Origin of the sequence: Actinoalloteichus sp. GBA129-24 (genome assembly GCF_001941645.1) — a bacterium.
Classification (GTDB): domain Bacteria; phylum Actinomycetota; class Actinomycetes; order Mycobacteriales; family Pseudonocardiaceae; genus Actinoalloteichus_A; species Actinoalloteichus_A fjordicus.
The window spans coordinates 6,586,020-6,609,684 of sequence record NZ_CP016077.1; the positions used below are offsets into that span (position 1 = coordinate 6,586,020).

Consider the following 23,665-nt stretch of genomic DNA (forward strand, 5'->3'; position numbering starts at 1 on the left):
CCCTCGACAGGGTCGCGGCCAGGCGGTCAGACCTAGGCCAGCTTCTTCGCCAGATTCTCGTCCAGGCTCGCCAGGAACTCCTCGGTGGTCTGGAAGCCCTGGTCCTTGCCGACCAGCACGGCGAGGTCCTTGGTCATCTTGCCACTCTCGACCGTCTCGATGACGACCTTCTCCAGAGTGTGCGCGAACTCGATGACCTCAGGGGTCTCATCGAGCTTGCCCCGGTGTGCCAGTCCTCGGCTCCACGCGAAGATCGACGCGATCGGGTTGGTGGAGGTCGGCTTGCCCTGCTGGTGCTGCCGGTAGTGCCGGGTGACCGTGCCGTGCGCAGCCTCGGCCTCGACCGTGCGGCCGTCCGGAGTCATCAGCACCGAGGTCATCAGGCCCAGCGAGCCGAAGCCCTGCGCCACGGTGTCGGACTGCACGTCACCGTCGTAGTTCTTGCAGGCCCAGACGTAGCCGCCCTCCCACTTGAGCGCGGAGGCCACCATGTCGTCGATCAGCCGGTGCTCGTAGGTGAGCCCCTGCTTGTCGAACTCGGCCTTGAACTCCTTCTCGAAGATCTCCTCGAACACGTCCTTGAACATGCCGTCGTAGGCCTTGAGGATGGTGTTCTTGGTCGACATGTAGACCGGGTAGTTGCGCTGGAGGCCGTAGGCCAGCGAGGCCCGCGCGAAGTCCTCGATCGACTTCCGGAAGTTGTACATGCCGATGGCGACGCCGCCGCCCTCGGGGAACTGCGCCACCTCCAGCTCCAGCGGCTCGCTGCCGTCGGCAGGCGTGTAGCTGATCGTCACGGTGCCGGGGCCGGGGACCTTGAAGTCGCTGGCCTTGTACTGGTCACCGTGCGCGTGCCTGCCGATGATGATCGGCTTCGTCCAGCCGGGCACCAGCCGAGGGATGTTCTCGATGATGATCGGCTCGCGGAACACGACGCCGCCGAGGATGTTGCGGATGGTGCCGTTGGGGCTCCGCCACATCTTCTTGAGGCCGAACTCCTCGACCCTGGCCTCGTCCGGCGTGATGGTGGCGCACTTCACGCCGACACCGTGCTTCGCGATCGCGTTGGCCGCGTCGATGGTGATCTGGTCGTCCGTGGCGTCGCGGCTCTCGATGCCGAGGTCGTAGTACTCCAGATCGACATCGAGATAGGGGTGGACCAGCCGGTCCTTGATGAACTGCCAGATGATCCTGGTCATCTCGTCGCCGTCGAGCTCGACGACCTTGCCCTGTACCTTGATCTTGCCCATGATCGCGGGCACTCCTCTCCCAATCCGTGCGAGGACGCAAGCGGTACAAGCGTACTGGTAACTACTTGGGATCACTCACATCCCACGAAATCGCAAGGTCTACCCTCCTTCCGAGTGATCTTGAGGGGGCGGTATGGCTACGGGGCCGACACATGCGATCAGTGGGCTGGCGGCATGGGCCGCCGTCACCGCATTAGCCAGTGATGGGACCGTCGGACAGCTCTCGGCACAGAGCTGGGTGATCGGCGCGACGCTGGCCTCCGGGGCCGCGCTGCTGCCCGACATCGACCATCCCAGCTCCACCGTCACCCGTACCTTCGGCGCGATCAGCCAGGGGCTCTCCAAGGCCGCCGTGACCCTCAGCTCCTTCATCTACAAACTCACCAGGACGAAGAAGGACTCCGACCGCGACGGCGGCCACCGAGGGTTCACCCACACCATCGTCTTCGCCCTGTTGATGGGCCTCGCCGTCACGGCGATCGTGCAGGCCAGCAACGGCACCGCCACGGCGGTCGTGATGTTCTTCTACGCAGGTCTGGCCATCCGAGGCATCATGCACAAGTGGTGCCCCAAGCGGGACGCGATGCTGATCGCGGGCGCCTCCCTGGTGCTGACCGCCCTCTGCACCTGGTGGGCGAGCGGCGAGGAGCACAACGCCGCGATCTTCGGCCTCGCCGTGATCATCGGCTGCGTCGCCCACTTCCTTGGGGACGCGATCACCTCACAAGGCTGCTCGATGCTCTGGCCGATCCCCATCGCAGGCAAGACCTGGTACCCGATCCGCCCGCCGGAGGTCATGCGGATGAGCACCGGCGGCAAGGTCGAGATGAAGATCCTCCTGCCGCTGCTGACCGGTGCCGCGGTGATCTTCTCCGCCGTGGTGGCCTACCGGGTCGGCGCCGCCCCGTGGCTCGCGGACATCGGCCTCATCTCCTGACGCGCTTTCACGATCGGGTGATCCCCATCGAGAAGATCAACTCCGTAACATGGGACGGTATCCCGACCTTTCCCGCGAGGAGCTGATCGACGATGGCCGCACGACCATCCACCCTGCGTGTCGCCCTGATCGGGGCGTCGCTGTGCGTGCTCCTCGCAGGCTGCTCGGAGGCCGAGAACCTGCGCAACGAACTCGATCAGGCGGGCGACGGCCTGAACCGGGTGCAGGTCTGTGCCGAGGCGCTCGGTCTGGCCGACTTCAACCCTCAGGTGCCGACCGCCGAGGAGGCCGCGCAGGCGGCTCAGGAGCGGATCGACGAGCTGGAGGCGCTGGCCACCGAGACCACCGACGCCGATGTCGCCCAGGGCCTGCGGGACATGGCGGCCTCGCTGGAGTCGGTGGCGAACGCGGAGATCACCGCCGAGGACGTCGAAGGCTGGACACAACAGCAGGCCGACCGACTGGCCGAGCTCCAGGAGATCTGCACCTGAGCAGGTCATGTCGGGTGAGGCCTGACCGGGACCGGCGCTGAGGCTCCCGGCCGGGCGCGGCAGAAGGTGTCCTCCGTCGGCGCACTCGGGCGGGCCGGGGTCGAGGTTCTCGGCCTGGCCCCGGTTCAGCCCTCATCGCGGATCACACCGGCAACACAGGCCTCAGCGGTACCGCATGACTCGGACGGCCGTCGTCGGTCGCGCCCCGACTCAGCCTGCCGTACAGGGCGCCGTGATCTCCTCGATGAGCTCCCCCGCCAGCTCCGGCGTCGCGGCGATGACGCCGGACCAGCGCAGGCTCAGATCCGGGTTCAGCTCCAGCGGCCTGCCGTGGACGTCGACCACCACGCCGCCCGCAGCGGGCACGGTCACCATCGCCGCAGCCAGGTCCATGATCCGGTGCACGCCTTCGCCGACGGCGGCGAAGGCGTCGATCGACCCCTCGGCCACCAACACCGCCTCCAGGCAGGTGGTGGACAGCACCCGGATCCGCGCGGCCCGCATGGCCACCCGCTGCCAGGCCTGCATGGTCGCAGGCTTCGGTCGCAGCAGGCTCAGGTTGGCCCCGGTGAGGCTGGTCCGCCCGCTGGTCCGGAAGGGCGTCGGCGTGCCGGCCAGCGCGTGCCAGGCGCGCCCGGTGTCCAGCCAGGTGGTCAGCGCCTCGCTCGGCTCCCCGTCGACCGCCAGGACGCCCGCGAAGCACGACAACGGCACACCCGTTGCGGCATTGCTCGATCCGTCAACCGGATCGACGACCATGGTCACCGCCGAGCCGTTGTCGACGAATCCCACCTCCTCGCTGAGCAGGTTGACGCCGTGCCGACGGGCCACGTCTGCGACGGCGTCCTCCACCATGCGGTCGAGCAGCATCGTCGGCGTCCCGTCGGCACCCATGGCGACCTCGTAGCCGAGTTCGGCTCGGGTGTGCCTGCGTCGAGCCAGCCCGTAGGCAGCCGAGGCCGCCCGGGCGGCGTCGGCCAGCGCGGGATGCACCCCCTCCGACAGCACAGGCTCCGGCACCGGCCAGTCGATCAGGGTCGCACTCCCCGTCCGCCCGGCCGTCTGCTGCCCGGCTGACTTCTCCTCGGCTGTCTTTTTCTCAGGGGCCACCCGCGAACCGTAGCCGGCCACCCCGACGCGGTCGAGCACGGCTGGGGGGCGGATCGGGCCGCTGTCATCCGCAGTGAGGTTTCCTCGGCGACCGGCCTGGATACGCCCGCTGTGGAGGTGATGCTGATGCACGCCGCAATCGGAGACCGGCTCCACATCCACGGTCGGGTCGTCGGACAGCCGGACCGACTCGCCGAGATCCGCGAGGTACGAGGCTCGGACGGCGAGCCGCCGTACCTGGTGGTCTTCCCGGACGGAACCGAGTCGCTCGTGTATCCCGGTCCGGACTGCGAGATCGAGCAGCACGGTTCGGACGATCTCGGCTGAGTCCGTCGGCGGATCGTCCGTCCCCGGACTCCGCACGCCGCGCGACGGCCGTTCGGTGCGCTGCACTCGATCCTGACGGACCCGACCATCGGCGGCCGCCCGGGCGTCGCCGACGAGGACTTCGACCGAAAGACAGATCTGCCCGGACCGCCTGCGGCGGTCCGGGCAGATCAACGTCGCGTTCCGGGCGGGCAGCCCGTCCTGCGACGGACCCCGCGCAAGTGGGGCCGCTGTGTCTCAGAGGCTCTGGACGTCGGCCTGCTTCGCGCGGACGGCCTCGGCCGCCGCCTTCAGCTCGGTCAGCTCCGAGTCGGAGAGATCGCGCTCGACGACCTTGCGGATGCCCTCGCGACCCAGCTCCGCGGTGACGCCCAGGTAGACGCCTTCGATGCCGTACTCGCCGTCGACCCACGCACACACCGGCAGCACGGTGCCCGCGTCCTCGTGCACGGCCTTGGCCATCCGAGCAGCGGCCGCAGACGGCGCGTAGTACGCGGAACCCGTCTTGAGCAGCGCCACGACCTCGGCGCCGCCGTTGCGGGTGCGAGTGACCAGCTCGTCGATCTTCTCGGCGGGCAGCACCTCGGACAGCGGCTTGCCGTCCACCGAAGAGGCGGACGGGACCGGGACCATCGTGTCCCCGTGCGAGCCGAGCGTGAGGGTGGTGACGGACGAGACCGGCACCGACAGCGCCTCGGCCACCGAGTTGGTGAAGCGGGCGGTGTCGAGGATGCCTGCCTGGCCGAGCACCTTGTTCTTCGGGAAGCCGGTCGCCAGCTGGGCGAGCGCGGTCATCTCGTCCAGCGGGTTGGACACGACGATGACCACGGCCTCCGGCGCGTGCTTCGCGACGTTCTCCGCAACCTGGCGCACGATCTTCGCGTTGGTCTCGATGAGATCCATCCGGCTCATACCGGGCTTGCGCGGCAGGCCTGCGGTGATGATGACGATCTCGGCGCCCGCCAAGACCTCGTAGCCCGAGCCGTCGCGGTCGGTGGTCTTGCCGACGACGGTGGTCTCGAAGCCCTCGACCGGACGGGACTGGTTCAGGTCGAGAGCCAGGCCCTCGGCCTTTCCGTCGACGATGTCGGTCAACACCACGGTCTCGAAGATGTCGTACTCGGCCAGCCGCTGAGCGGTGGTCGAACCGTAGAAACCGGCGCCGACTACGGCGACCTTGCCGGAACGTGCCACTGGACGGGTCCTCCCTGATCACAGGCGGAGAGGTCCTGGGCGCGGCGGAGGTCTGGAGAAGGCAGGAGCGTGGGGATCACCTGTCGGCGACGGCCACGGCACCGGGACCGCTTCGTCGGGCGGCTGCCCGACGGGGCGAGGTTATCAAGGCCCCCGGCTCCACCACCGCATCTGGTGAGCAGGCTCTCGTGGTGACCGCAACGCGGCCCGTGTCGATCCCGGCTCCCGTCCCGGCGCCGGGCCTGCCGCCGAATCAGCCTGCGCTGTGATCATCTCTCCCTCCGTTCAGCGGCCCCTGGATCAGCGGCCCGCCGCGAGCACCGCAGGCCGCTCGCCGCACTGATCACGCCTGCACGGTGGCCGATTCGGTGCGGAAGTCGAAGTCGACCGGATCGAGCCAACCGGCGGCGGTCGGACGACTCGCCGTGTTGACCTGGGCTGCCCGCCTGGATTCCCCCCGAAGACGTCGATCCGAAGCACGCTCGCGAACGACGCGGATCACGGAGCGAGTCGATCGTCAGGACGAACACCACCACTCTGCGACACCGAGATCACCCGAACGGCCCAGCTCACTCCACTTGGGACCCGGCAGGATGGCTACGACGGCGCCCTGTCACGACAGACCGAGCCTGACATCCGAACGGGCGAACGTTTACCGTGTCGCGCGTGGAGACGACTCAGCCGAAGCACCCCCCGAAGATGTCCATCAGGGCGATCAACCTCGCCGATGTCGAGACGGCACAGGCGATCCTCGAACTACAGCGCGCCGCATACCAGGTCGAGGCCGAGCTGATCGGCTTCGAGGACATCCCCCAGCGCACCGAGACGCTGGAGGAGCTGCAGAACAGCGGGGAGAGCTTCCTTGGCCTCTACAACGAGGACGGGCTCGCCGCGGCAGTGTCCTGGACGCGACCGTTCGACGGCACGCTCGACATCTGCAGACTGGTGGTCTCGCCGACGGCCTTCCGCCGGGGCTACGCGACCGCGCTGCTGGACACGCTGGAGGCCGTCGAGCGTCCACGCCGGACGATGGTGACGGCCAGCGAGGCCAACGCCCCGGTCCTGGCGCTGTACGAGCGCAAGGGCTTCTCACCGACCAGGACCGTCGAACACGTGCCAGGACTTCGGCAGGTCTACCTGGAGCGGCGCTCCGCGTGGCTCGGCTCCGACAGCCCGATCCTGCGGATGATGATGGCCGCAGCCTCGCGTGAGCAGCCCGCGCCCGGCACGCCGCCCAGGCGACGCAGGTCAGCCGAAGGGACCACCCTCGATGGTCAGCGACACGAATAGCACCAACGTGCCCAGCACGCCGTAGCAGAGCATGTCGACACCGGAGCCTCGGATCTTCAGCAGCCCGGCCTGCTCGTCCGACAACAGGACCCGCAGGCCCGCCGCGAGCAGCAGGGCGAAGCCGACGAGCGCGGCGCCCTCCCGCCAGTAGCCCATCGTCACGCGGACGAAGCCGAACACGACGATCGCGAGCACTAACAGAAAGGAGAGCTGGGAGGTGCCGACGTGATCGCGACCTCGACTGTTCACGCCGACCGCACCGCCCGCTCGGCGGCCTCGACCACATTGGTCAGCAGCATCGCCCTGGTCATCGGGCCGACACCGCCGGGCATCGGGGCCACGAAGCCCGCGACCTCGCGGGCTTCGAGCGTGACGTCTCCCACCAGCCCCTGGTCGGTGCGAGTGATGCCGACGTCGAGGACGGCCGCGCCGGGCTTGAGCATCTCGGCGGTGATCAGCCCCGGCCTGCCCGCAGCGGCGATCACGATGTCGGCCCGACGTACCTGAGCGTCCAGGTCCTTCGTCCCGGTGTGGCACAGGGTCACGGTCGCGTTCTCGCTGCGCCGGGTGAGCAGCAGCCCGAGCGGGCGGCCCACCGTGACACCTCGTCCGATCACCGTCACCTCCGCCCCGGCGATCGGGACGTCGTAGCGCCGCAGGAGTTCGACGATGCCGCACGGCGTGCACGGCAGCGGCCCGGGCTCGCCGAGGACGAGCCTGCCCAGGTTCACCGGATGCAGGCCGTCGGCGTCCTTGTTCGGGTCCATGCGTTCGAGCAGCGCGCCGGTGTCCAGTCCGCGCGGCAGCGGGAGCTGCACGATGTAGCCGTGGCAGGCCGGGTCGGCGTTCAGCTCGTCGATCACCGCCGCGACCTGCTCCTGGTCGGCATCCTCCGGAAGGTCGCGGCGCAGGGAGGTGATGCCCACCTTCGCGCAGTCGGAGTGCTTGCCGCGGACGTAGGCGGCCGATCCGGGGTCCGCGCCGACGAGCACGGTGCCCAGTCCCGGTCGCACACCCGCGTCACCCAGCGCGGCGACCCTGGTGCGGAGGTCGTCGTAGATCGCGTTTCGGGTGGCCTTGCCGTCAAGGATGGTGGCGGTCACGGGTGTCATCGTCGCAGACGGGCGCTCAGGCGCGTCGGCGGCCGGGCAGCAAGGCGAGGACCACCGCGACCAAGGTCAGTCCGCTTCCCACCAGCGTGGTCGCGGTCAGTCCGGCGTCGGACGACGGAGTGAGGAGATCCAGCAGGACGGCGCCGATGAGCTGCCCCGCGATGGAGCTCAACCCCAGCAGCAGCACGCCGATCCTGGCCACCACCATCGCGCCGAGGGCGATGAACAGCACGCCGATCACGCCGCCCAGGTACAGCCACGGCTCGCTCGGCAGGGCGGCGGGTGGTCCCGTCACGAGCAGGGAGATCAGGAATGCCACGATCAGCACCGCCGTGCCCACGATGAAGTTCACCAGGGTGGCGGGCATCGCCGAGCCTGCTGCGGCGCGCACCCGTCCGTTCACCGCCTGCTGCCAGGCGATGCCGACGCCCGCGAGCGCGGGCAGCACCGCGAGGATCAACGTCTGCGGATCGCCCAGACTGCCGGACACCGCGATCAGCACGGCGAGCACGGCGACGACGGCACCCGCGACCCGCAGGGTCGTCACCTGACGCACACCGCCGGGGCCGATGCCGAACCGGTCCACCAGCAGGCCGCTGGCCACCTGACCGCCCACCACGGCGACGGTGAACATGGACACGCCGATCGCGGTGGCCGTGAGGCCCTGGCTGAGGACCAGGAAGGCACCGCAGGCGCCGCCGAGGCACTGCCAGGGACGCAGAATCGGCCCCGCCGCACCGTCACGTGCCCGCAGCGCGCCCGCGACCCGACGCATGCCCTGTCGCCCGGCGGGCAGCACGAGCACCAGTGATCCGACCACGATCAGGCCGACGCCGAAGGAGATCAGCGCGGCGGTGAAGCCGCTGCCGAGGCGGTCGGCCAGCTCACCGTTGATCCGGGTCTGAGTCGCGACGGCGCCACCGGAGATCACGGCGGCGATCAGCGCGGGGGCGGCCGCCGTCGGCCGGGCTGCGACTCTGGCGAGATCGTCGGTACTCCGCTGCGCTGCACGCTGATTCCGCTGTCCGGTCACGTCACGACATCCTGCGCTTCGGTCGACGCCTGCGCAGCAGGCCTGCGTGGAATCTGTAATGCGACTAACACCGCAAGAACGCCGAAGAGCGTGGACGCCCCCGCCGCCGCCCCGAGCGACCCGACGTCCAGTACCCAGCCGATCGAGGTGGCGGCCAGCGCGGAACCCGCGGTGGAGGCCGAGGCCAGCCAGCCGAAGACCTCGGCCCGCTGATGCGCAGGAGCCAACTCGCCGAGCCTGCTGTTGGCCGCGGCGAAGGCCGGAGCGATCGCGGCCCCGCCCGCAGCGAGGATGAGGCCGACCAGCCAGGGCGTGGGCTCCGGCGTCATCGGCGGCAGCACGGGGATGAGCGCGCTGAGGCCGAGGGTCACCAGCGTCATGCGCAGCACCAGGTTCGGCCTGCCGCGCAGCCCGCCCGCGATGAAGCCGCCCACCAGCGAGCCCACCGCCCAGACCGCGACGAGGACGCCCGCCAGCTCCGGCGTCCCGCGTTCTCTGGCCCAGGCGATGATCACCAGATCCACCGCGATCAGCGCGGCGACGATCATCATCGCCATGGTGATCGTGGGCAGGACTCCTGCTGCCCGCAGCACGAATCCGTTGCGCGGCGCCTCGGAAAGGGCCGAGGGCGGTTCAGACGCCGACTCGGATAGGCCGTCGGAAGCCCCGGGAGCCTCGTCGCCCGCCTGTGCCTGCACCGGCCGGAGCTCCGATCGCGCGAGGGCCGCCGCGAAGCCGAGCGCTCCGGTGACCGCGAACAGCCCGCACAGCACCACGGCGGCGGGCGGGCTGACGAAGGCCACGGCCAGCGCCGCGAGCATCGGCCCCACCATGAACAGCAGTTCCGTCAGGGTCGCCTCGACCGCGTAGGTCGCGTTCCTCGCCGCTGCTGGCTCGACCTTCGCCCACACCGCCCGGCTGACCTGACTGACCGGCGGCATCGCCAGCCCGGTGAAGAACGCGATGACGGGAGCCGCAGGCCAGAGACCTCCGGGCAGGGCGGCCAACAGGAAGAGTCCGCCGCCGTAGCAGAGCCCCGTCAACAGGAGCAGTCTCGTCACGGAGCTTCGATCAGCGGCTCGGCCGCGTAGGGGGCCTGCGATGCCGGTTCCGACGGTCAACGACGCGGCCACCACGCCCGCGAGGGTGTACGAGCCGGTCCAGTCGGTCACCAGGAAGGTCAACGCCAGGGCGGTCGCCGTCGTGTGCAGTCTGCCGAACAGCGACCAGAAGAGCAGAGTGGGAAGGCGCCCCACAGAGGCGAGCAGGCGATAAGGCGTGAACACCGGCACAGTCTGCCCGCCGGTGCCGACATTTCCGATCGATTGATCCGGCGGATCAGCTTCGCGGCTCGGCAGGGAACCGCATCTGACACGTACGCTCGATCATGGCCGAGGTGTCACTCCCTGCCGAGGAGGGGTCGGCATGACCGAACACCACATCGACACTCCACTGCGAACCGCGGAACAAGAAGAGATCATCCGAGAGATCGGCCGGGCACTCCGGGCGTCGGCACCACCCGACTGGCACGAGATCAGGCTCCACTACCGTGCCACGGTGGAGATCGGCGAGGCCGAACTGGAAGCCACCGCCACCACCGGCGAGGTCATCCGGTGGGACCACCCGATCGAGTGCGCAATGTTGTTCGATCACCTACGGGAGGGGATGAGACGAGCAAAGGAGGGAACCTGGTTCACCGCAAGTTGTGTGATCAACCGATCAGGTAATTGCACAATGGAGTTTGATTACAATTCCGCCCCTTCCTGGCGCTCCCCCATCCCTCCTTCGGCTTATCTCCACGATCTTCAGCGTTTCCCCCGTTCCGAAGAACACACGCCGCCCTGGCTCCGTGAGCAGCGCGACACCGCCCGTAGTCAGCACGTTCGTCAGCTCGACGGCTTCTCCACCGCGTAGTGTCTGGTACCGGATTTTGCGCGCCCCGTCCCCACGATCCAACGTCCGTCAGAGAGGATGTGGTCATGTCCCGTCCGACGGCGAACAGTCCGGAAGATCAGGCAGTACTCGCTCGTGACATCGGCATGGCGTTGCTGCAGGCCGCACCGCCAGGGTGGCAGCAGATCCGTGTGGAGTACCGAGCCATGGGCGGCTTCACCGACTCGGTGGGCAAGGTGATCAGCGAGGACGGCTCGTCGTCCTCGTGGGAGCCCCCCGCCGACTGTGGGCCGCTCTTCGAGCGACTGCGCCAGAACATGTACGACCCCGAGAAGGGCACCTGGCTCTCGGCGCTGTACGTGGTGGAGCGTCCGTCGAACTACCGGATCGACGTCAACCTCGACAAGAAGGTGCCGTGGGAGCCGCCGCTCCCGCCGGAGGCCTTCGAGGAGGAGCTGAACCGGTACCCCCGGCCGGAGGCGCGCATCCCGCCCTGGTTCTGGCGCGGGCTGGGCAGGCCGGAGAGGCCGCAGCCCGCCGACTTCGACCGGGCCGAGGGGAACTACCCGGAGGACCAGTTCGCCGCGCCGTCTCGACCCGACCCCTCGATCCGGCGGCAGGGACACGACGACGAGGCGCACACGGACTACCTGCCGGAGGTGCCCGCCGACGGTCCCGCCCCCGGCCACGGCGGCGCAGGCACGAACGGGGCGAGCTTCGAGGCGACGTCCGGCGAGGGCGCGGACTTCCGACCGAATCGCTTCGACGGCACTGGCCAGGAGTCCTTCCCCACCCAGCAGTACTCGGCGCAGGGCTTCGGCGACTCCGACGGCGACTTCCCGCAGCAGGCCGAGTCCTACCTGGGCGAGAACGACTACGAATACGCCGACGATGACGACGTCGATCAGCCCGCCGCACCCGACTTCCAGCTCGCCAGGGTCTTCGACGGCACGCGGGAGGACGGCAGGCCGCTGATCAACCGGCCGCCGGTCGACCCGGCCGAACGCGAACAGCTCGTGGGCTACCTGCGGACCGCGCCCGTCGTGCTGTCCTCCCAGGGCCTCGCTCCCGATCCGTTCGCGGGCGAGGGCCGTCCTTCGGTGCCGATCAGCTGGCACACGGACGGATTCTGGATCTGGCCCGCCGCCGTGGGATACCACCTGGCCAGGCACGGCGTTCCGCCGATTCCGGAACTGGTGGAACACATCAGAGCCCAGGAGTTCCGGCTGCCCAGCGTCCACCAGGAGACCCGGGACGCCGCGACGGAACTGCTGTACCAGGTGCTCCCCGATCCGCGCGACGAGCGGCAGAACGATCGGTCGGCCCGGACGCAGGCAGTGCAGAACCAGGACGACGAGGACCCCTACGACTCGCTTGCCAGCGACGTGACGGGCATCCTCCCGGCCGCGATCGACATCGACGACGAGCCGCACCAGGCACCGCAGGCGCAGGCCGATGTCGAATCGCCCGCGAGACAGGGCAGGCCCGGCCGCCAGTCGTCGCAGACGTCGCAGGAGATCGGGCATGAGGACCCGGCGGGCATCGACGACCGGCCGGAATACCCCGACGGCTATTACGACGAGGGCTACCGCGAGCAGCCCGGTTATCGCGAGGAACAGGCCGAGGAGAGCCACTTCGACGGCGTGGCGCTCGGCGGCGACGCGGGCGGGGTCCATGAGGTGGACGACGTCCGCAGTGCGCGAGACCCGCGCGACGGTCGGGAACTCCACCACGGTCGGGACGCTCACGACCAGGGCTATTCCGACGACCAGGGCTACCCGGACGACCAGGGCTACCCGGACGACCGGGGCTACTCCGACGACCGGGACCTCACCGACGGCCGGGGCGGAGCCGCCGCAGTCGACGGCCGTGCCGATCGTGATGTCGTGGGCGGTCGGTACCCCGACTATCAGGCCGACGACCACCTCGGCAGCGACCACCTCGGCAGCGACGACGTCGCCGAGGCGACCGAGGAGGTGGACCAGGCGAGTCTGGATCAGCTCCGCGAACGCCTGGCCGATCTCGGCGTCGACGACTCCGCCTATCGCATCGGCGGCACCGAGGACGACGTCTGGTGTCTGCTGCGGGAGGGCCGGAACTGGTCGGTCTTCTGGTCGGAGCACGGCGAGCGCTACGACGAGATCAGCTTCGATCAGTCCAACCAGGCCTGTGCCTACCTGTTGGGTGCGCTGTTGATGATGCACCCGTCCGAGGCGGCGTACTCGCCCGCACCGGAGGCGGAGGTGGTCGAACGGCCGCGCGGCAGGCAGTCCTTCGCCGAACCGGACTACACCGAACCGGGCTACGCGGAGCCGGGTTACCCAGAGCCGGATTACGCCGAACACGGCGTCGACGACGCCTCGCACGTCGAGCAGTCCGAGGCGCTGCCCGACTATCGAGACCACGAGCCGGTCAGCGAGGCACCGGTCATCCGACCGCCGAGGGCGATGGACGAGGAGGAGGTCGCCGACCTCTTCCGCAACGGGGGGCTGGTCCTCCCGCCGTCCCGTCCCTACGCCGATGAGCCGACGAGCAGCACCTACCCGGCACAGACCGCCGGGTACGAGTCCCCGGAGGCAGATCCTTCGATCGACTCCGCTGCCGACACGGCATACGACGAGCCGCAGGCAGCAGGCTATGAAGAGCCTGCGGCCGTCGGATATCAGGCACGGTCCACTGGATACGAGCCGGAGCAGGCTCGCGTGCCGAGCAAGCCGGGCGGCCGCCGCCGCGCAGCCGAGCAGCCTGCCGACCATGAGTCCTACGAGCAGCAGCCCGCCGAGACGAGGCGCTCGTCCTACCGGGACGAACCCGAATACGACCGGCAGGATGCGTACGCCAGGCAGGACGAGGCGGACTACGCCCGGCAGCCCGCCGAATACGCCGTCGGAGCCGACGACGGCTACGACACGGGGCAGCAGCCGGACGCCGATTACGCACGGCAGGACGAGCCCGAGTACGCCCGCAGGCCTGCGGGCGAGTTCACACAATCGGCCGTGATCGACCATCGCAGGCCAGACGTCGAGTACGCCCGGCAAGGGGCCGCCGACTACGCCCAGCAGGCAGGAGCGGACTACGCGGGAGCGCAGGACTCCGTCGATCGCGGCTACGACACCAGGCAGATGAACGCGGTCGAGATCGACGCCGAACTCGACGACGACCGACCGGCTCAGCGGGGTCCGGGCCGGCAGGAGCCCTATCAGCCGGAGACCTATCAGAACGAGCCGTATCAGCCGGAGACGTACCAGGACCCCCAGTACCAGTCGGGCGGTTATGAGCGCGACGGCTACGAGCACGACTCCTATGCGGGCGAGGGCTACCACGACGGCGCGGTCGACTCCGACGGCACTGCGGCTCAGGACGTGCGCGATCAACGGTTCGACCAGGACGGGTATCGCAACGGGTCGTACCGAGGCGATCGGCAGCACGACGACCAGTACCAGGACGACGACCAGTACCAGGACGATCGGGACGCGGGCGCCCGCCCCGGCAACGTCCCCCTGCCGGAGGCGGACCTCCCGGCGAGGCCGACCGGCCGACGCGGCGTCGGCGACTACGACACGAGACAGGCAGGCGGCTTCGAGCCGAGGGCGACCGAGGAGTACGAGCCGAGGCAGGGCGGCAGGCGCGCAGCCGCCGCCGACCATGGCGGTGCCTCGGACGACTACGAGCTGGGGGCCGACCTCGGCACCTCGCCTCGGCGACAGGCAGGCGGCAGCCAGCCCGCGCCGCAGGCGGCGGCCCGTCCTCAGCAGGCGGCGGAGCAGCAGAGCATGGTCCGGCCGCTGCCCGGCGAACCGCCGCTCACCCTCTTCCGTGAGCGCAGGCTGCTGATGCTGCAGGCGGGAACCGAGGTCGACCGTTTCGGCGAGCCGAGCGGCAACGTGACCTACGCGGCGGGGACGCCGTACAGCAGGCGTTCGCTGCCACCGCAGTGGATCAAGCGCGGCTACCACACGTACCGGCTGCTGCGGCCGCTACAGGTGCTCACCGGCATCGCGGTGCCGTGGTTCGAACAGCCCGGTGGCGGTGTCTCCTACGTCCTGCCCCGGTCGATCACGGACCTGATCGAAGACGGCGCCTTGGCGGAGATGACCGATGTGGAGCCGCCCGGCGTGGAGTGACGGCGAGATCCTCGGGGGCCGGGTGGTCCCCGAGGATCGTCGGAGGCTACTCGTCGATGACGAGCCCGTGCGCCGCGGAGAAGGCCATCGCCACCGGCAGATCCGCCCGCGCACCCCACAGCTTGACCTGGCGGAACGACTTGGCGTCGATGCGGGCACCCCGTAGATCGGCCTCTTCCAGGTTCGCGTCGGTCAGCCGTGCCCCGGTGAGATCGGCGTCGCGCAGATCGGCCCGGCGCAGATCGGCTTCGAACAGGTCGGCCTCACGCAGCCGCAGCCCGGAGAGGTCGAGTCCACGCAGATCGGCTGCGGGCAACGCCACGAGGGTGAGGTCGGTCTCCCGAAGGGTCAACGGCCGCAGCCTGCTCTGGCGGAACCGCGAGCCGATCAAGGTGCAGCCGTCGATGACCGCACCCAGGAGCACGGTGCGGTCGAAAGTGCAGTTTCGAAACGCGGTGGCGGTGTGCCGGGAACCGCTGAGGTCTGCCCCGGTGAAGTCGCAGTCGGTGAACGTGACGTTGTGCGTCTGCATGCCTGCAAGATCGGCATCGGTGAAGTCGCAGCCGTGCAGGCTCCGCCCCCGCCAGTCGGCACGGGCCAGCACCGCGTCGCTGAAATCCTCGCCGACCGTCTCTTCCTGGGTGTCCACCACAGCACCCTAGCCGGCCACGCCGGCTTGACAGGCGCCCTGTCATTGCCAGCACCGCCGGGCCTCGGTTGTCAGCGGAACCGCTGCTGCGCCCCAGCGTCGCCCCGCGATATGACGATGCTCGCCACCGTCCACACCGAGTACTGCACCCTCGCCGGGCGGCAGCGGCTGAACGGCGGCCTGCTCGCCCATCGGTCCCCGTTCGTGGGGGCGGACTTCTTCATGTCCGTCGGCGGCGGGTCAGCGGGTCAGCAGGTCAGCAGGGGGGCATCGCCGACCGCCGATAGCAGGACGGCGCTGCGGCGAGCCGGTCGGATCGGCGTCATCTGAAGTCACGTGACCGCCCGGAGATCCGCATCGGCAGGTGGGTCACGCGGTCGGCCTGGAGGGTCACCACCGTGCCGTTCCGCTCCACGATCCCCCGCACCAGCAACGCCGGGCTGTTCCGTGCCACCCGTCGATATCGTGCCCACAGGGTCGGGGTGCAGACCACATTGACCATGCCGGTCTCATCCTCGATGTTGAGAAACGTCACCCCGCCTGCGGTGGAGGGTCGTTGTCGGTGAGTCACCGCACCACCGATCAGCACTCGCCGCCCGGACTCGACGGTCTTGAGCGCTGCCGTGGGCAACGCACCCAGCCGGGTCAGCCGATCCCGGACGAACTCAGTCGGGTAGCTGTCCGGTGAGACCCCGGTGGCCCAGACGTCGGCGGCGGCCGTCTCGACCGCGTCCATGCCCGGCAGCATCGGCGGCTGCCCTGCGGTGGAGAGTCCGGGCAGCCTGTCCGCCGCCTCGCCCGCAGCCGCGCCCGCCGTCCACAACGCCGCCCGTCTGCTCATGCCGAAGCACTCGAAGGCACCTGCGGTGGCCAGTGCCTCCAGCTGCGCGACGGTGAGCCGCTGTCGACGGGCCAGATCGGCCATGTCGAGGTAGGGCCCGTTCACGGTTCGGTCCGCGCAGATCGCCTCGGCGAGATCTGCACCGATGGTGCGGACCTCACCGAGCCCGAGCCGCACCGACGGCATGGCGGCGGGCTCGGGCTCGGCAGCAGCGCAGTCGGCGGCGGTCTCGGTGGCGGACCCGGCGAGTGTGGCAGACCCGACAGGGTCGGCCGAGCCCATGGCGGCGGCAGGGTGCACCGGGTCGGCTGGGCCTGCGGAATCGGCTCGACCCACGGAGTCGGCTCGGCCGACAGAGCCGGCAGAGCCGACAGGGCCTGCTTGGCAGGCAGGCTCTGCGGAGGCGGAGGCGGAGGCGGAGGCGGCCTGCGCCTGTTCCAAGGTGGCATGCGGCAGGCTCGCGTTGATGTCGGGCCGCAGCACCCGAACGCCGTGCCGCCGCGCATCGGCGATCAACGACTGCGGCGAGTAGAAGCCCATCGGCTGCGCGCGCAGCAACGCGGCACAGAAGGCGGCCGGGTAGTACGACTTGAACCAGGCACTGGCGAAGACCAACAGCGCGAAGCTCAACGCATGGCTCTCCGGGAAGCCGAAGTCCGCGAAGGCCAACAGCCTGCGATAGATCTGCTCGGCCAGCTCACCGGTGATCCCGTTCGCCTGCATCCCGTCGAAGAGCCGCTGGCGCAACCGCTCCATCCGCCTGCTCGACCGTTTGGAGCTCATGGCCCGACGCAGCTCGTCGGCCTCCGAAGCGGAGAAGTCCGCCACATCCACTGCAAGCTGCATCATCTGCTCTTGGAACAGCGGCACGCCCAGCGTGCGCTGTAGCGCGGGTTTCAGCCGAGGATGCTCGTAATCCCACTCCTCCAGCCCGTTTCGCCGCCGGATGTACGGATGCACCGACCCGCCCTGGATCGGCCCCGGTCTGATCAGGGCGACCTGGACGACCAGGTCGTAGAACTCCCGAGGTCGCAGCCGGGGCGAGGTCGACATCTGCGCGCGACTCTCGACCTGGAACACGCCGACCGTGTCGGCCCGACGCACCATCTCGTAGACCCGGTCGTCCGTCAGGTCCAGGCCGCCGAGATCCACGGTGACCCCGTGATGCTCGGCGACCAGGTCGATCATGTAGTGCAGTGCGGACAACATGCCGAGCCCCAGCAGGTCGAACTTGACCAGGTTGATCGAGGCGCAGTCGTCCTTGTCCCACTGCAGCACCGACCGACCCGGCATCCGGCCCCACTCCACCGGGCAGATCTCGCTGACCGGCCGATCACAGATCACCATTCCACCGGAGTGGATGCCCAGGTGGCGGGGAAAACCCTCCAGCTGGGCCGCCAGCTCCAGTACCGGGCCGGGGATGTCGGTGTCGTCGGTGGTGCCGTTCAACGGCCCCCATCGTTCGATCTGGCTGCTCCAGGCGTCCTGCTGTCCCGGTGAGAATCCCAGTGCCCTGGCGACGTCGCGCACGGCGGATCGGGACCGATAAGTGATGACATTGGCCACCTGCGCCGAATGATCGCGTCCGTATCGCCGGTAGACGTACTGGATCACCTCTTCTCGACGATCCGACTCGATGTCGAGGTCGATATCGGGCGGCCCGTCTCGCTCCGGCGCCAGGAATCGCTCGAACAGCAGCCCGAACCGGACGGCGTCGACGTTGGTCACGCCGAGGGCGAAGCACACCGCCGAGTTCGCCGCCGAGCCCCGCCCCTGGCAGAGGATGTCCTCTCGCAGGCAGAACTGGACGATGTCGTGGACCACCAGGAAGTAGCCGGGAAAGCCGAGCTCGTTGATCACCTTCAGCTCGTGCTCGATCTGGCGCAGCGCGGCGGGCAGATTCTCCGTGCTGTGCCTGGCTTCCGCACCCCGCACGGCCAGCTCACGCAGGTAGCTCGACTCGGTGTGCCCGTCGGGAACGTCGAAGGGCGGCAGTTCCGGCGCGACCAGCCGCAGGTCGAAGGCGCACTCCTCGCCCAGTCGGGCCGCAGCCGCCACTGCCGTCGGATATCTGGCGAACCTGGCCGCCATCTCGCCGCCGGAACGCAGGTGTGCGGCCCCCGAGGCGGGCAGCATGCCGTCCATCTCGTCCAGGCTGCGGCGAGCCCGCACCGAGGCGACCGCCGTGGCGAGTCGATGTCGGGAGGGCATCGAGTAGTGCACCGCGTTGGTCGCCACCACCGTCAGACCGAACCGCTCGGCCAGTACGGCGAGGGCGTCGTTGATCTCGCTGTCGGCGGGCAGACCGTGATCGACGAGTTCCACCACCACGTTCGTCGCGCCGAACAGACCGATCAGACGCTCGAGCTCCTCCGCCGCCCGCTCCGATCCGCTCTCGGCCAGTGCCGTCCGCACCGCCCCCTTACGGCAGCCGGTCAGCACCACCCAGTGACCGTCCGCATGTTCCGCCAGTCGCTCCAACCGGTAGACGGGCCGTCCCTTCTCGCCGCCCGCCAGCTGAGCCTCGCTGATCGCCCGGCACAACCGGTGATAGCCGGCCGGATCGCGGGCCAGCACCAGCAGATGGGTGCCCTCCGGGTCGGCCGCCCCGTTCTGCGGTCCGGTGAGCCCCAGGCTCAACTCGGCGCCGAAGACCGTCCGCACGCCGTGCTCCGCAGCTGCCTCGGCGAAGCGCACCACGCCGTACATGCCGTCGTGGTCGGTGAGCGCCAGCACGCGCACACCGAGCCTGGCGGCCTCCGCCACCAGCTCCTCCGGATGGGCGGCGCCGTCGAGGAAGCTGAAATTGGAGTGACAGTGCAGTTCCGCATAGGGCACCACGGCGGGCGCAGCAGGCTCGGTCGGTTCGGCAGAGTCCGGCGTGGCGGCTCGGGAATCGCGGTGCTCGTCGATGACCGAGGTCAGCAGACTGTCGCGAGTCCGTCTCCGTCGCCTGCTCCAGGCGGGCGGCTCCTCCTCAGTTGCCGCCGGACGCGCGTCACCGGTGAGTCTGCGTTCCAGTTCCGGCCAGGGAACCGGCGGATTGTGCCAGGCCATGGTCAGTACCTCCCCTCGATGAACCAGCCGCCACGTTCCCTGGCCAGCAGATAGGCGCCGCTGCCCGTGTCGCCCCGGCCCGCCGCAGTGATCACCTGAAGCCGGGCGACCCGGCGAGCGGCTGCTTCGGGACGGCCGAGACTCGCGGGCATGGAGACGTCGGCGAAGGCCGTCGTCCACCATCGCTCCTCCACCGGCCACGGCCCCGCCCAGGCCAGCACCTCCAATGCCGGATCGGTTCCGACGATCAGCCGATTCGGCGGCGCGGTCAGGACATAGCGACCGGTGACGCCGACCGACCCGCCCGCCGCGTCGAGCAGCCGGACCGGCGTCGGCGGATCGGGCAGCAGCGACGGCGAAGGCGCAGGAAGCCTGCCCGGCCACGGCTGGTTCGGGTCGAGTCCGGGAGTGAGCTCGTCGCCCCAGGGCACCAGCCGCACCTGCTCCCGAGGCCCTCGGCCGCCGCCGAGCACCGGAGTCAACACCGAGTCGGGACCGAGCAGGCCCTGCACTCTGACCAGCGCCCGGCCTGCCCGGTCGGCCGCCGTGCCCGCCCGATCTCCGGCGCTGAACAGGTCGAGTTGCAGGCGGCCCGCACCGACCAGTTCCGCAGGCTCCAGCCGCAGCATGACCAGTCCGGCGGTCGGCCCGTCCTCCTCGACGGTGTCGCGCGGGGCGGTGCGAGTGCCGAGAGTTTCGCCGTCGGGATCGCCGTCGCCGCCGCGACTGCCCGTACGACGCAGCCAGCCGTCGAGCTGCCAACGGACCCGGTCGGCGATGCCTGCCGAGGTGAGCGGCTCGGCACAACGCCAGAGTCTGGTGAGCTCCTCGCCGTGCTCGGTACAAGCGACGATGCCGAGCCGGGTACAGGCCAGGCCGCGTTCGACGAGGTCCGCGTACAGCCGTTCGGCCAGCGCCCGCGCGGCGAAGGCGGCCGCGTCGACCCGCTCCACCGGGGGATCGAACTCCTGGGTGACCGAGGAGTCGACGGGGGTCCGACGTAGGGCAGGCGGGCGTTCCTCCATTCCCCTGGCCAGTCGATGCGCGAGGATCGCGTCCACACCGAACCGGGAGGCCACGTCGGCGGCGGCCAGCTCGGCGAAGTCTCCCAGCGTGCGAAGACCGAGTCGGCGCAGCAGATCGACCAGCCGCTCTCGTTCCTCGCGTCGATCGGCCGGGTCGATCAACTCTCCTGCGGGCAACGGCGCCAGAAAGGCGGGAGTGTCACCCGGCGGGATCAGCAGCCCCCGGCGGGCGGCCAATGTGGCGGCGAACAGCCCGTCGGCCACCCCGACCTGGCATTCCACGCCCGCCCGAGCCGCGACGACGTCGACGAGCTGTTCGGCGAGCGACTCCTCGCCGCCGAAGTAGCCTGCGGACCGCGCGACGGGTATCGCGATCACCCCCGGCCGCACGATCTCCACCGAGACGACCAGTTCCTCCACCGCCGAGGCGACCGGCTCGAACAGTCGGGCGTCCCGTGCCTCGTCGGCAGGCAGGACGACGAGATCCGGGCAACGCGACTGGGCATCACGCTTCCGTGCTCCCCGCCGCACGCCGTCGGCGCGGGCCGCCGTCGAACAGGCGAGAACTCGGTTGGCGGCGAGCACCGCCGCAGGAGTCTCCGGCGGCAGCCGGGCATCGGCACAGGCCGCCACCACCGGCCAGTCCGGACACCAGAGGACGAGCAGGCGCAGCGGTGTCCCGGCGAACGGCTCCGGCTCCGGCTCCGGCTCCGCAGGCGACTCGGTCGCCTGCCCGATGACAGGACCGGCCTCGGATGGCGGCCCCGGCGAGGCCGGGGGCCCTGCCGTAGGCCGAGGTTCGGACGAAGACCGGGGCTGGGACTGGGACTGGGACTGAGCTTGGGGCTGGGCTTGAGACTGCGGTTGAGGCTGGGACGGCATGACCATCGCGGGGGGCTCGGGGAAATCCGTCATGACGTCCTCCTCATTCCGGTGTCGTGGGTCGCTTCCTGACCCCGTTGTGGCGGGTGTCTTGCATTCGTGTCGAGAACGCAGGCGGGCCCGCAGACCGAGCAGGCGTCTCGTCGGCTGTCCCCAGGCCCGCAGGCGTGGCGATCCGACGTGATCGCGCCGGGCACGGGCCGGCGCGCGGCCGCCCGAGGTGATCACGTCGGTTTCATGGCGACAGGCGGATTCGTCGCCTGCCGACTGCCGCATCGCCACTCGCGTGGTGATGCGGCTCAGTTCGGCCGCGTGCCGTCGCGTATCGCGTGCTGGGCCGGTCGGCGAGCCTGCGGCCGCAGGATCTCCGTTGTCGCGGACTCGCCCGCCCGACAGACGAGAGCCCTGCCGAGGAAGGCCCTGCGCCTACGTGGCCGTCGCCACGCGAGGCAGAACCGCCTCAGCCCACGCTCGTCGCCGGGGACCGCCCGACGGTTCGTTCGCCCCGACTCGCAGGCCCGACTGACCGGCCTGCGTCCTCGATGAGAGACAGCCGCGCCGACCTCGGCCGTGCGGCGGCGCCCCGCCCGACCACCCGCACCGTGGCCTGACAGTCACGCACTCGACCCTCGCCCGTTCCCGGTCCGCGCCAGACCTGCTCGACGCAGCTCACGTCCAGGTCTGGCGCGGGCCAGTCGTCGAGCCGACCCACCGGGAGCAGCACCGCACCACGCTGTCTGGCCCTGGCCGACAGACTCCTGGCCTCGGCCGATCGCAGCCCCGGTGTCTCCGCGACGACGATCAGATCGACGCCGTCGATCAACGAGGCGACCACCGCCGCCGGGTCCCTACCTGGATGGGGCACCAGGACGAGACGCTCCACCGCAACGCCTGCCTCGGCGGCGGCGAGCACGCCCAACCCGGTCATCCCCACCACTGCTGCCCAGGAACCGGCGGCGGTGGCCTCGGCGATCAACGCGAAGAGCAGCATGGTGGACCCGCGCACCGCCACCGTGCTGCCCCGACGAAGACCGCCCCAGGGGAGTAGCGCACCCAGTTGCTCCCGGACCGGCAACACCTGTCGAGCTGCGAAGTCCGCTGTGCCCACGGCCATCCCCGACGCCGTGACCACCCCGTCCAACGCTGCCAACGTGGTGACCGCAGCCCGGGACACCGGCTCCCCTTTCTCCCTGCGATGCGGCAGGCCCCCGACACCGGCCGCACCACTGATCGAACACTTGTTCGACCGACATGACCCAGTAAAGCCGCCGCCGAAGAGCCCGTCAAGGGTGGGGGACACCACGACCGGGTGAAGTCCAGAAGGGACCGGCAGGGCAGGCCTGTCCGCAGGCGAGAACCGCCCTCATCACCCGGCCTGATCGGCGAGGATCGCCCGACCTGCCGCCTGAGATCGTGGTCTCGGGCGCGGGCGCGCGGAATCCGCGAAGACGTACGCGGAAGTCACCGGCACGGCATCGGCGACTTCGGCGGCACGACCGCTCGCCGCCGCTGCGGCATCCCCTGTGGCTCCCGCGAGACAGGTCCGCGAGGAGGACACGCCCAGGTGCCGGTGGCAGTCCAGCTGCGAACCGGTGTGAGGTCGAACGTGCCCCACTCCGGAGTCGGCGTCAGGAGCCCGGCGAATTCACAGCCGACGCCAGGTCGGACGTACGTGGAGCCGGTGACCGGCACGGCAGAGACTGGTCGCGCTCTTCGAACCGGGAACGGCCGTGGCGACCGCTGCGGTGCAGCCCGTCTCGGCAGTCTGCGCCGGCCGGTGCCTGCGGAGTCGCTGCTGTGCGCCCCCGCTGCGTGAGCAGCGTCGACGCACCGCCGGTGCACGGCGATGTCACCGTGCACCGTCATGGCCGCCGCCCGATCGGAGTCCCCTGCTCCGACATCAGGAATCGCCGCCTGCCGGGAAGTCGATGCTCGGCCCCGATGAACTCCGCGACCGGACCACCGACCTCGTAGCCTGCCGTCAACACCAGAAGGAAGCCTGCGACGTCGGCACTGACCTCGGCCACGTCGACGACCCCGACGGCACCAACAGCCCCGGCATCGGCAGCAGCAGCATCAGCAGCCTCGGGTCAGCAGCAACCGTGCCTGCCCCGAGGTCGGCATCGAGTCCTCGCAAGGCCCGGAACCGGTCGGCACCGCGAACGAGGCCCGCAGCGGCCAGGGTCCCGTCCACCAGCCCGTCCTGCGGTGATCGCGACGATCACCGCAGGACGGATGCCATCCCAGGCCGGTCTGGTGAGAAACTCGCCCACCGCGAACGCGTTCGTCGACGTCACTCCGGACACGGTCGACAGAAGACCGAGCGCAGGCTCGGCGGCAGGCACCAAGGCCAGATCCGCTTCCGTCCAGGACGACAGCCGACCCGCCACCCCCGGGCGGCCCACGCCGCCGCGCAGGCGAGCGCCGTTCGCTCGTGAAGCGCACGTTCC

The 23,665-nt window shown here is 70.0% G+C and carries 19 protein-coding genes; 7 read left to right on the forward strand and 12 right to left on the reverse strand.

Annotation, left to right across the window (positions count from 1 at the left end; all coding sequences use genetic code 11):
* Window positions 1-32: 32 nt before the first annotated feature.
* Window positions 33-1,250: an NADP-dependent isocitrate dehydrogenase gene (locus UA75_RS28275; RefSeq protein ID WP_075742829.1), complete on the reverse strand. Its 1,218-nt coding sequence runs from the start codon at window positions 1,248-1,250 to the stop codon at window positions 33-35.
* A gap of 133 nt (window positions 1,251-1,383) precedes the next feature.
* Between UA75_RS28275 and UA75_RS28280 the strand changes: the two genes are divergently transcribed.
* A complete protein-coding gene (locus UA75_RS28280; protein ID WP_075742830.1) occupies window positions 1,384-2,187 on the forward strand; it encodes a metal-dependent hydrolase in 804 nt (267 codons plus the stop codon).
* A 92-nt stretch (window positions 2,188-2,279) separates the two neighbouring features.
* Window positions 2,280-2,678: a bacteriophage spanin2 family protein gene (locus UA75_RS28285; protein ID WP_075742831.1), complete on the forward strand. Its 399-nt coding sequence runs from the start codon at window positions 2,280-2,282 to the stop codon at window positions 2,676-2,678.
* A gap of 210 nt (window positions 2,679-2,888) precedes the next feature.
* On the opposite strand, the gene UA75_RS28290 is transcribed toward UA75_RS28285, so the two are convergent.
* The gene (locus UA75_RS28290; protein WP_318533272.1) at window positions 2,889-3,788 is read right to left on the reverse strand and encodes an inositol monophosphatase family protein; all 900 of its coding nucleotides are present in this window, start codon (window positions 3,786-3,788) and stop codon (window positions 2,889-2,891) included.
* Between the two features lie 126 nt (window positions 3,789-3,914).
* Here UA75_RS28290 and UA75_RS28295 point away from each other — a divergent pair, with 126 nt between their 5' ends.
* Window positions 3,915-4,115: a DUF1918 domain-containing protein gene (locus UA75_RS28295; protein WP_075744312.1), complete on the forward strand. Its 201-nt coding sequence runs from the start codon at window positions 3,915-3,917 to the stop codon at window positions 4,113-4,115.
* Between the two features lie 237 nt (window positions 4,116-4,352).
* On the opposite strand, the gene UA75_RS28300 is transcribed toward UA75_RS28295, so the two are convergent.
* The gene (locus UA75_RS28300) at window positions 4,353-5,309 is read right to left on the reverse strand and encodes a malate dehydrogenase (protein ID WP_075742832.1); all 957 of its coding nucleotides are present in this window, start codon (window positions 5,307-5,309) and stop codon (window positions 4,353-4,355) included.
* 666 nt (window positions 5,310-5,975) lie between these two features.
* On the opposite strand from UA75_RS28300, the gene UA75_RS28305 reads away from it, so the two are divergent.
* Window positions 5,976-6,599, forward strand: a complete 624-nt coding sequence (locus tag UA75_RS28305; protein WP_157434472.1) for a GNAT family N-acetyltransferase — start codon at window positions 5,976-5,978, stop codon at window positions 6,597-6,599.
* Here the strand turns inward: UA75_RS28305 and UA75_RS28310 are convergent.
* The 4 genes from UA75_RS28310 to UA75_RS28325 are packed head-to-tail and all read right to left on the reverse strand — an operon-like array spanning window position 6,558 to window position 10,030.
* On the reverse strand, window positions 6,558-6,848 hold the full coding sequence (locus tag UA75_RS28310) for a DUF3017 domain-containing protein (protein WP_075742834.1): 291 nt from the start codon (window positions 6,846-6,848) through the stop codon (window positions 6,558-6,560). The genes UA75_RS28305 and UA75_RS28310 overlap by 42 nt on opposite strands.
* The gene (locus UA75_RS28315; RefSeq protein ID WP_198044210.1) at window positions 6,845-7,702 is read right to left on the reverse strand and encodes a bifunctional methylenetetrahydrofolate dehydrogenase/methenyltetrahydrofolate cyclohydrolase; all 858 of its coding nucleotides are present in this window, start codon (window positions 7,700-7,702) and stop codon (window positions 6,845-6,847) included. The genes UA75_RS28310 and UA75_RS28315 overlap by 4 nt, the downstream gene beginning before the upstream one ends.
* 25 nt (window positions 7,703-7,727) lie before the next feature.
* The gene (locus UA75_RS28320) at window positions 7,728-8,744 is read right to left on the reverse strand and encodes a DMT family transporter (RefSeq protein ID WP_232251130.1); all 1,017 of its coding nucleotides are present in this window, start codon (window positions 8,742-8,744) and stop codon (window positions 7,728-7,730) included.
* Window positions 8,741-10,030, reverse strand: coding sequence for an MFS transporter (locus UA75_RS28325; RefSeq protein ID WP_083684174.1), 1,290 nt, complete (start codon window positions 10,028-10,030; stop codon window positions 8,741-8,743). The genes UA75_RS28320 and UA75_RS28325 overlap by 4 nt, the downstream gene beginning before the upstream one ends.
* Before the next feature lie 139 nt (window positions 10,031-10,169).
* Between UA75_RS28325 and UA75_RS28330 the strand changes: the two genes are divergently transcribed.
* On the forward strand, window positions 10,170-10,658 hold the full coding sequence (locus tag UA75_RS28330; protein ID WP_075742836.1) for a hypothetical protein: 489 nt from the start codon (window positions 10,170-10,172) through the stop codon (window positions 10,656-10,658).
* 65 nt (window positions 10,659-10,723) lie between these two features.
* Window positions 10,724-14,761, forward strand: coding sequence for a glycohydrolase toxin TNT-related protein (locus UA75_RS28335; RefSeq protein WP_157434473.1), 4,038 nt, complete (start codon window positions 10,724-10,726; stop codon window positions 14,759-14,761).
* A gap of 46 nt (window positions 14,762-14,807) precedes the next feature.
* On the opposite strand, the gene UA75_RS28340 is transcribed toward UA75_RS28335, so the two are convergent.
* On the reverse strand, window positions 14,808-15,410 hold the full coding sequence (locus UA75_RS28340; protein WP_075744315.1) for a pentapeptide repeat-containing protein: 603 nt from the start codon (window positions 15,408-15,410) through the stop codon (window positions 14,808-14,810).
* Window positions 15,411-15,527: 117 nt separating this feature from the next.
* Between UA75_RS28340 and UA75_RS28345 the strand changes: the two genes are divergently transcribed.
* The gene (locus tag UA75_RS28345) at window positions 15,528-15,740 is read left to right on the forward strand and encodes a hypothetical protein (RefSeq protein WP_157434474.1); all 213 of its coding nucleotides are present in this window, start codon (window positions 15,528-15,530) and stop codon (window positions 15,738-15,740) included.
* Here UA75_RS28345 and UA75_RS28350 read toward each other — a convergent pair.
* The 4 genes from UA75_RS28350 to UA75_RS33520 all read right to left on the reverse strand — a co-directional run bounded on the left by UA75_RS28350 (window position 15,733) and on the right by UA75_RS33520 (window position 23,242).
* Entirely contained in the window at window positions 15,733-19,308 is a 3,576-nt protein-coding gene (locus UA75_RS28350; RefSeq protein ID WP_075742839.1) for an error-prone DNA polymerase, read from the reverse strand. The genes UA75_RS28345 and UA75_RS28350 overlap by 8 nt on opposite strands.
* A gap of 2 nt (window positions 19,309-19,310) precedes the next feature.
* Window positions 19,311-21,248: a DNA polymerase Y family protein gene (locus UA75_RS28355; RefSeq protein ID WP_232237512.1), complete on the reverse strand. Its 1,938-nt coding sequence runs from the start codon at window positions 21,246-21,248 to the stop codon at window positions 19,311-19,313.
* Window positions 21,249-21,675: 427 nt separating this feature from the next.
* Window positions 21,676-22,389, reverse strand: coding sequence for a hypothetical protein (locus UA75_RS28360; protein WP_075742841.1), 714 nt, complete (start codon window positions 22,387-22,389; stop codon window positions 21,676-21,678).
* 688 nt (window positions 22,390-23,077) lie between these two features.
* The gene (locus UA75_RS33520; protein WP_157434475.1) at window positions 23,078-23,242 is read right to left on the reverse strand and encodes a hypothetical protein; all 165 of its coding nucleotides are present in this window, start codon (window positions 23,240-23,242) and stop codon (window positions 23,078-23,080) included.
* Between the last annotated feature and the right edge of the window lie 423 nt (window positions 23,243-23,665).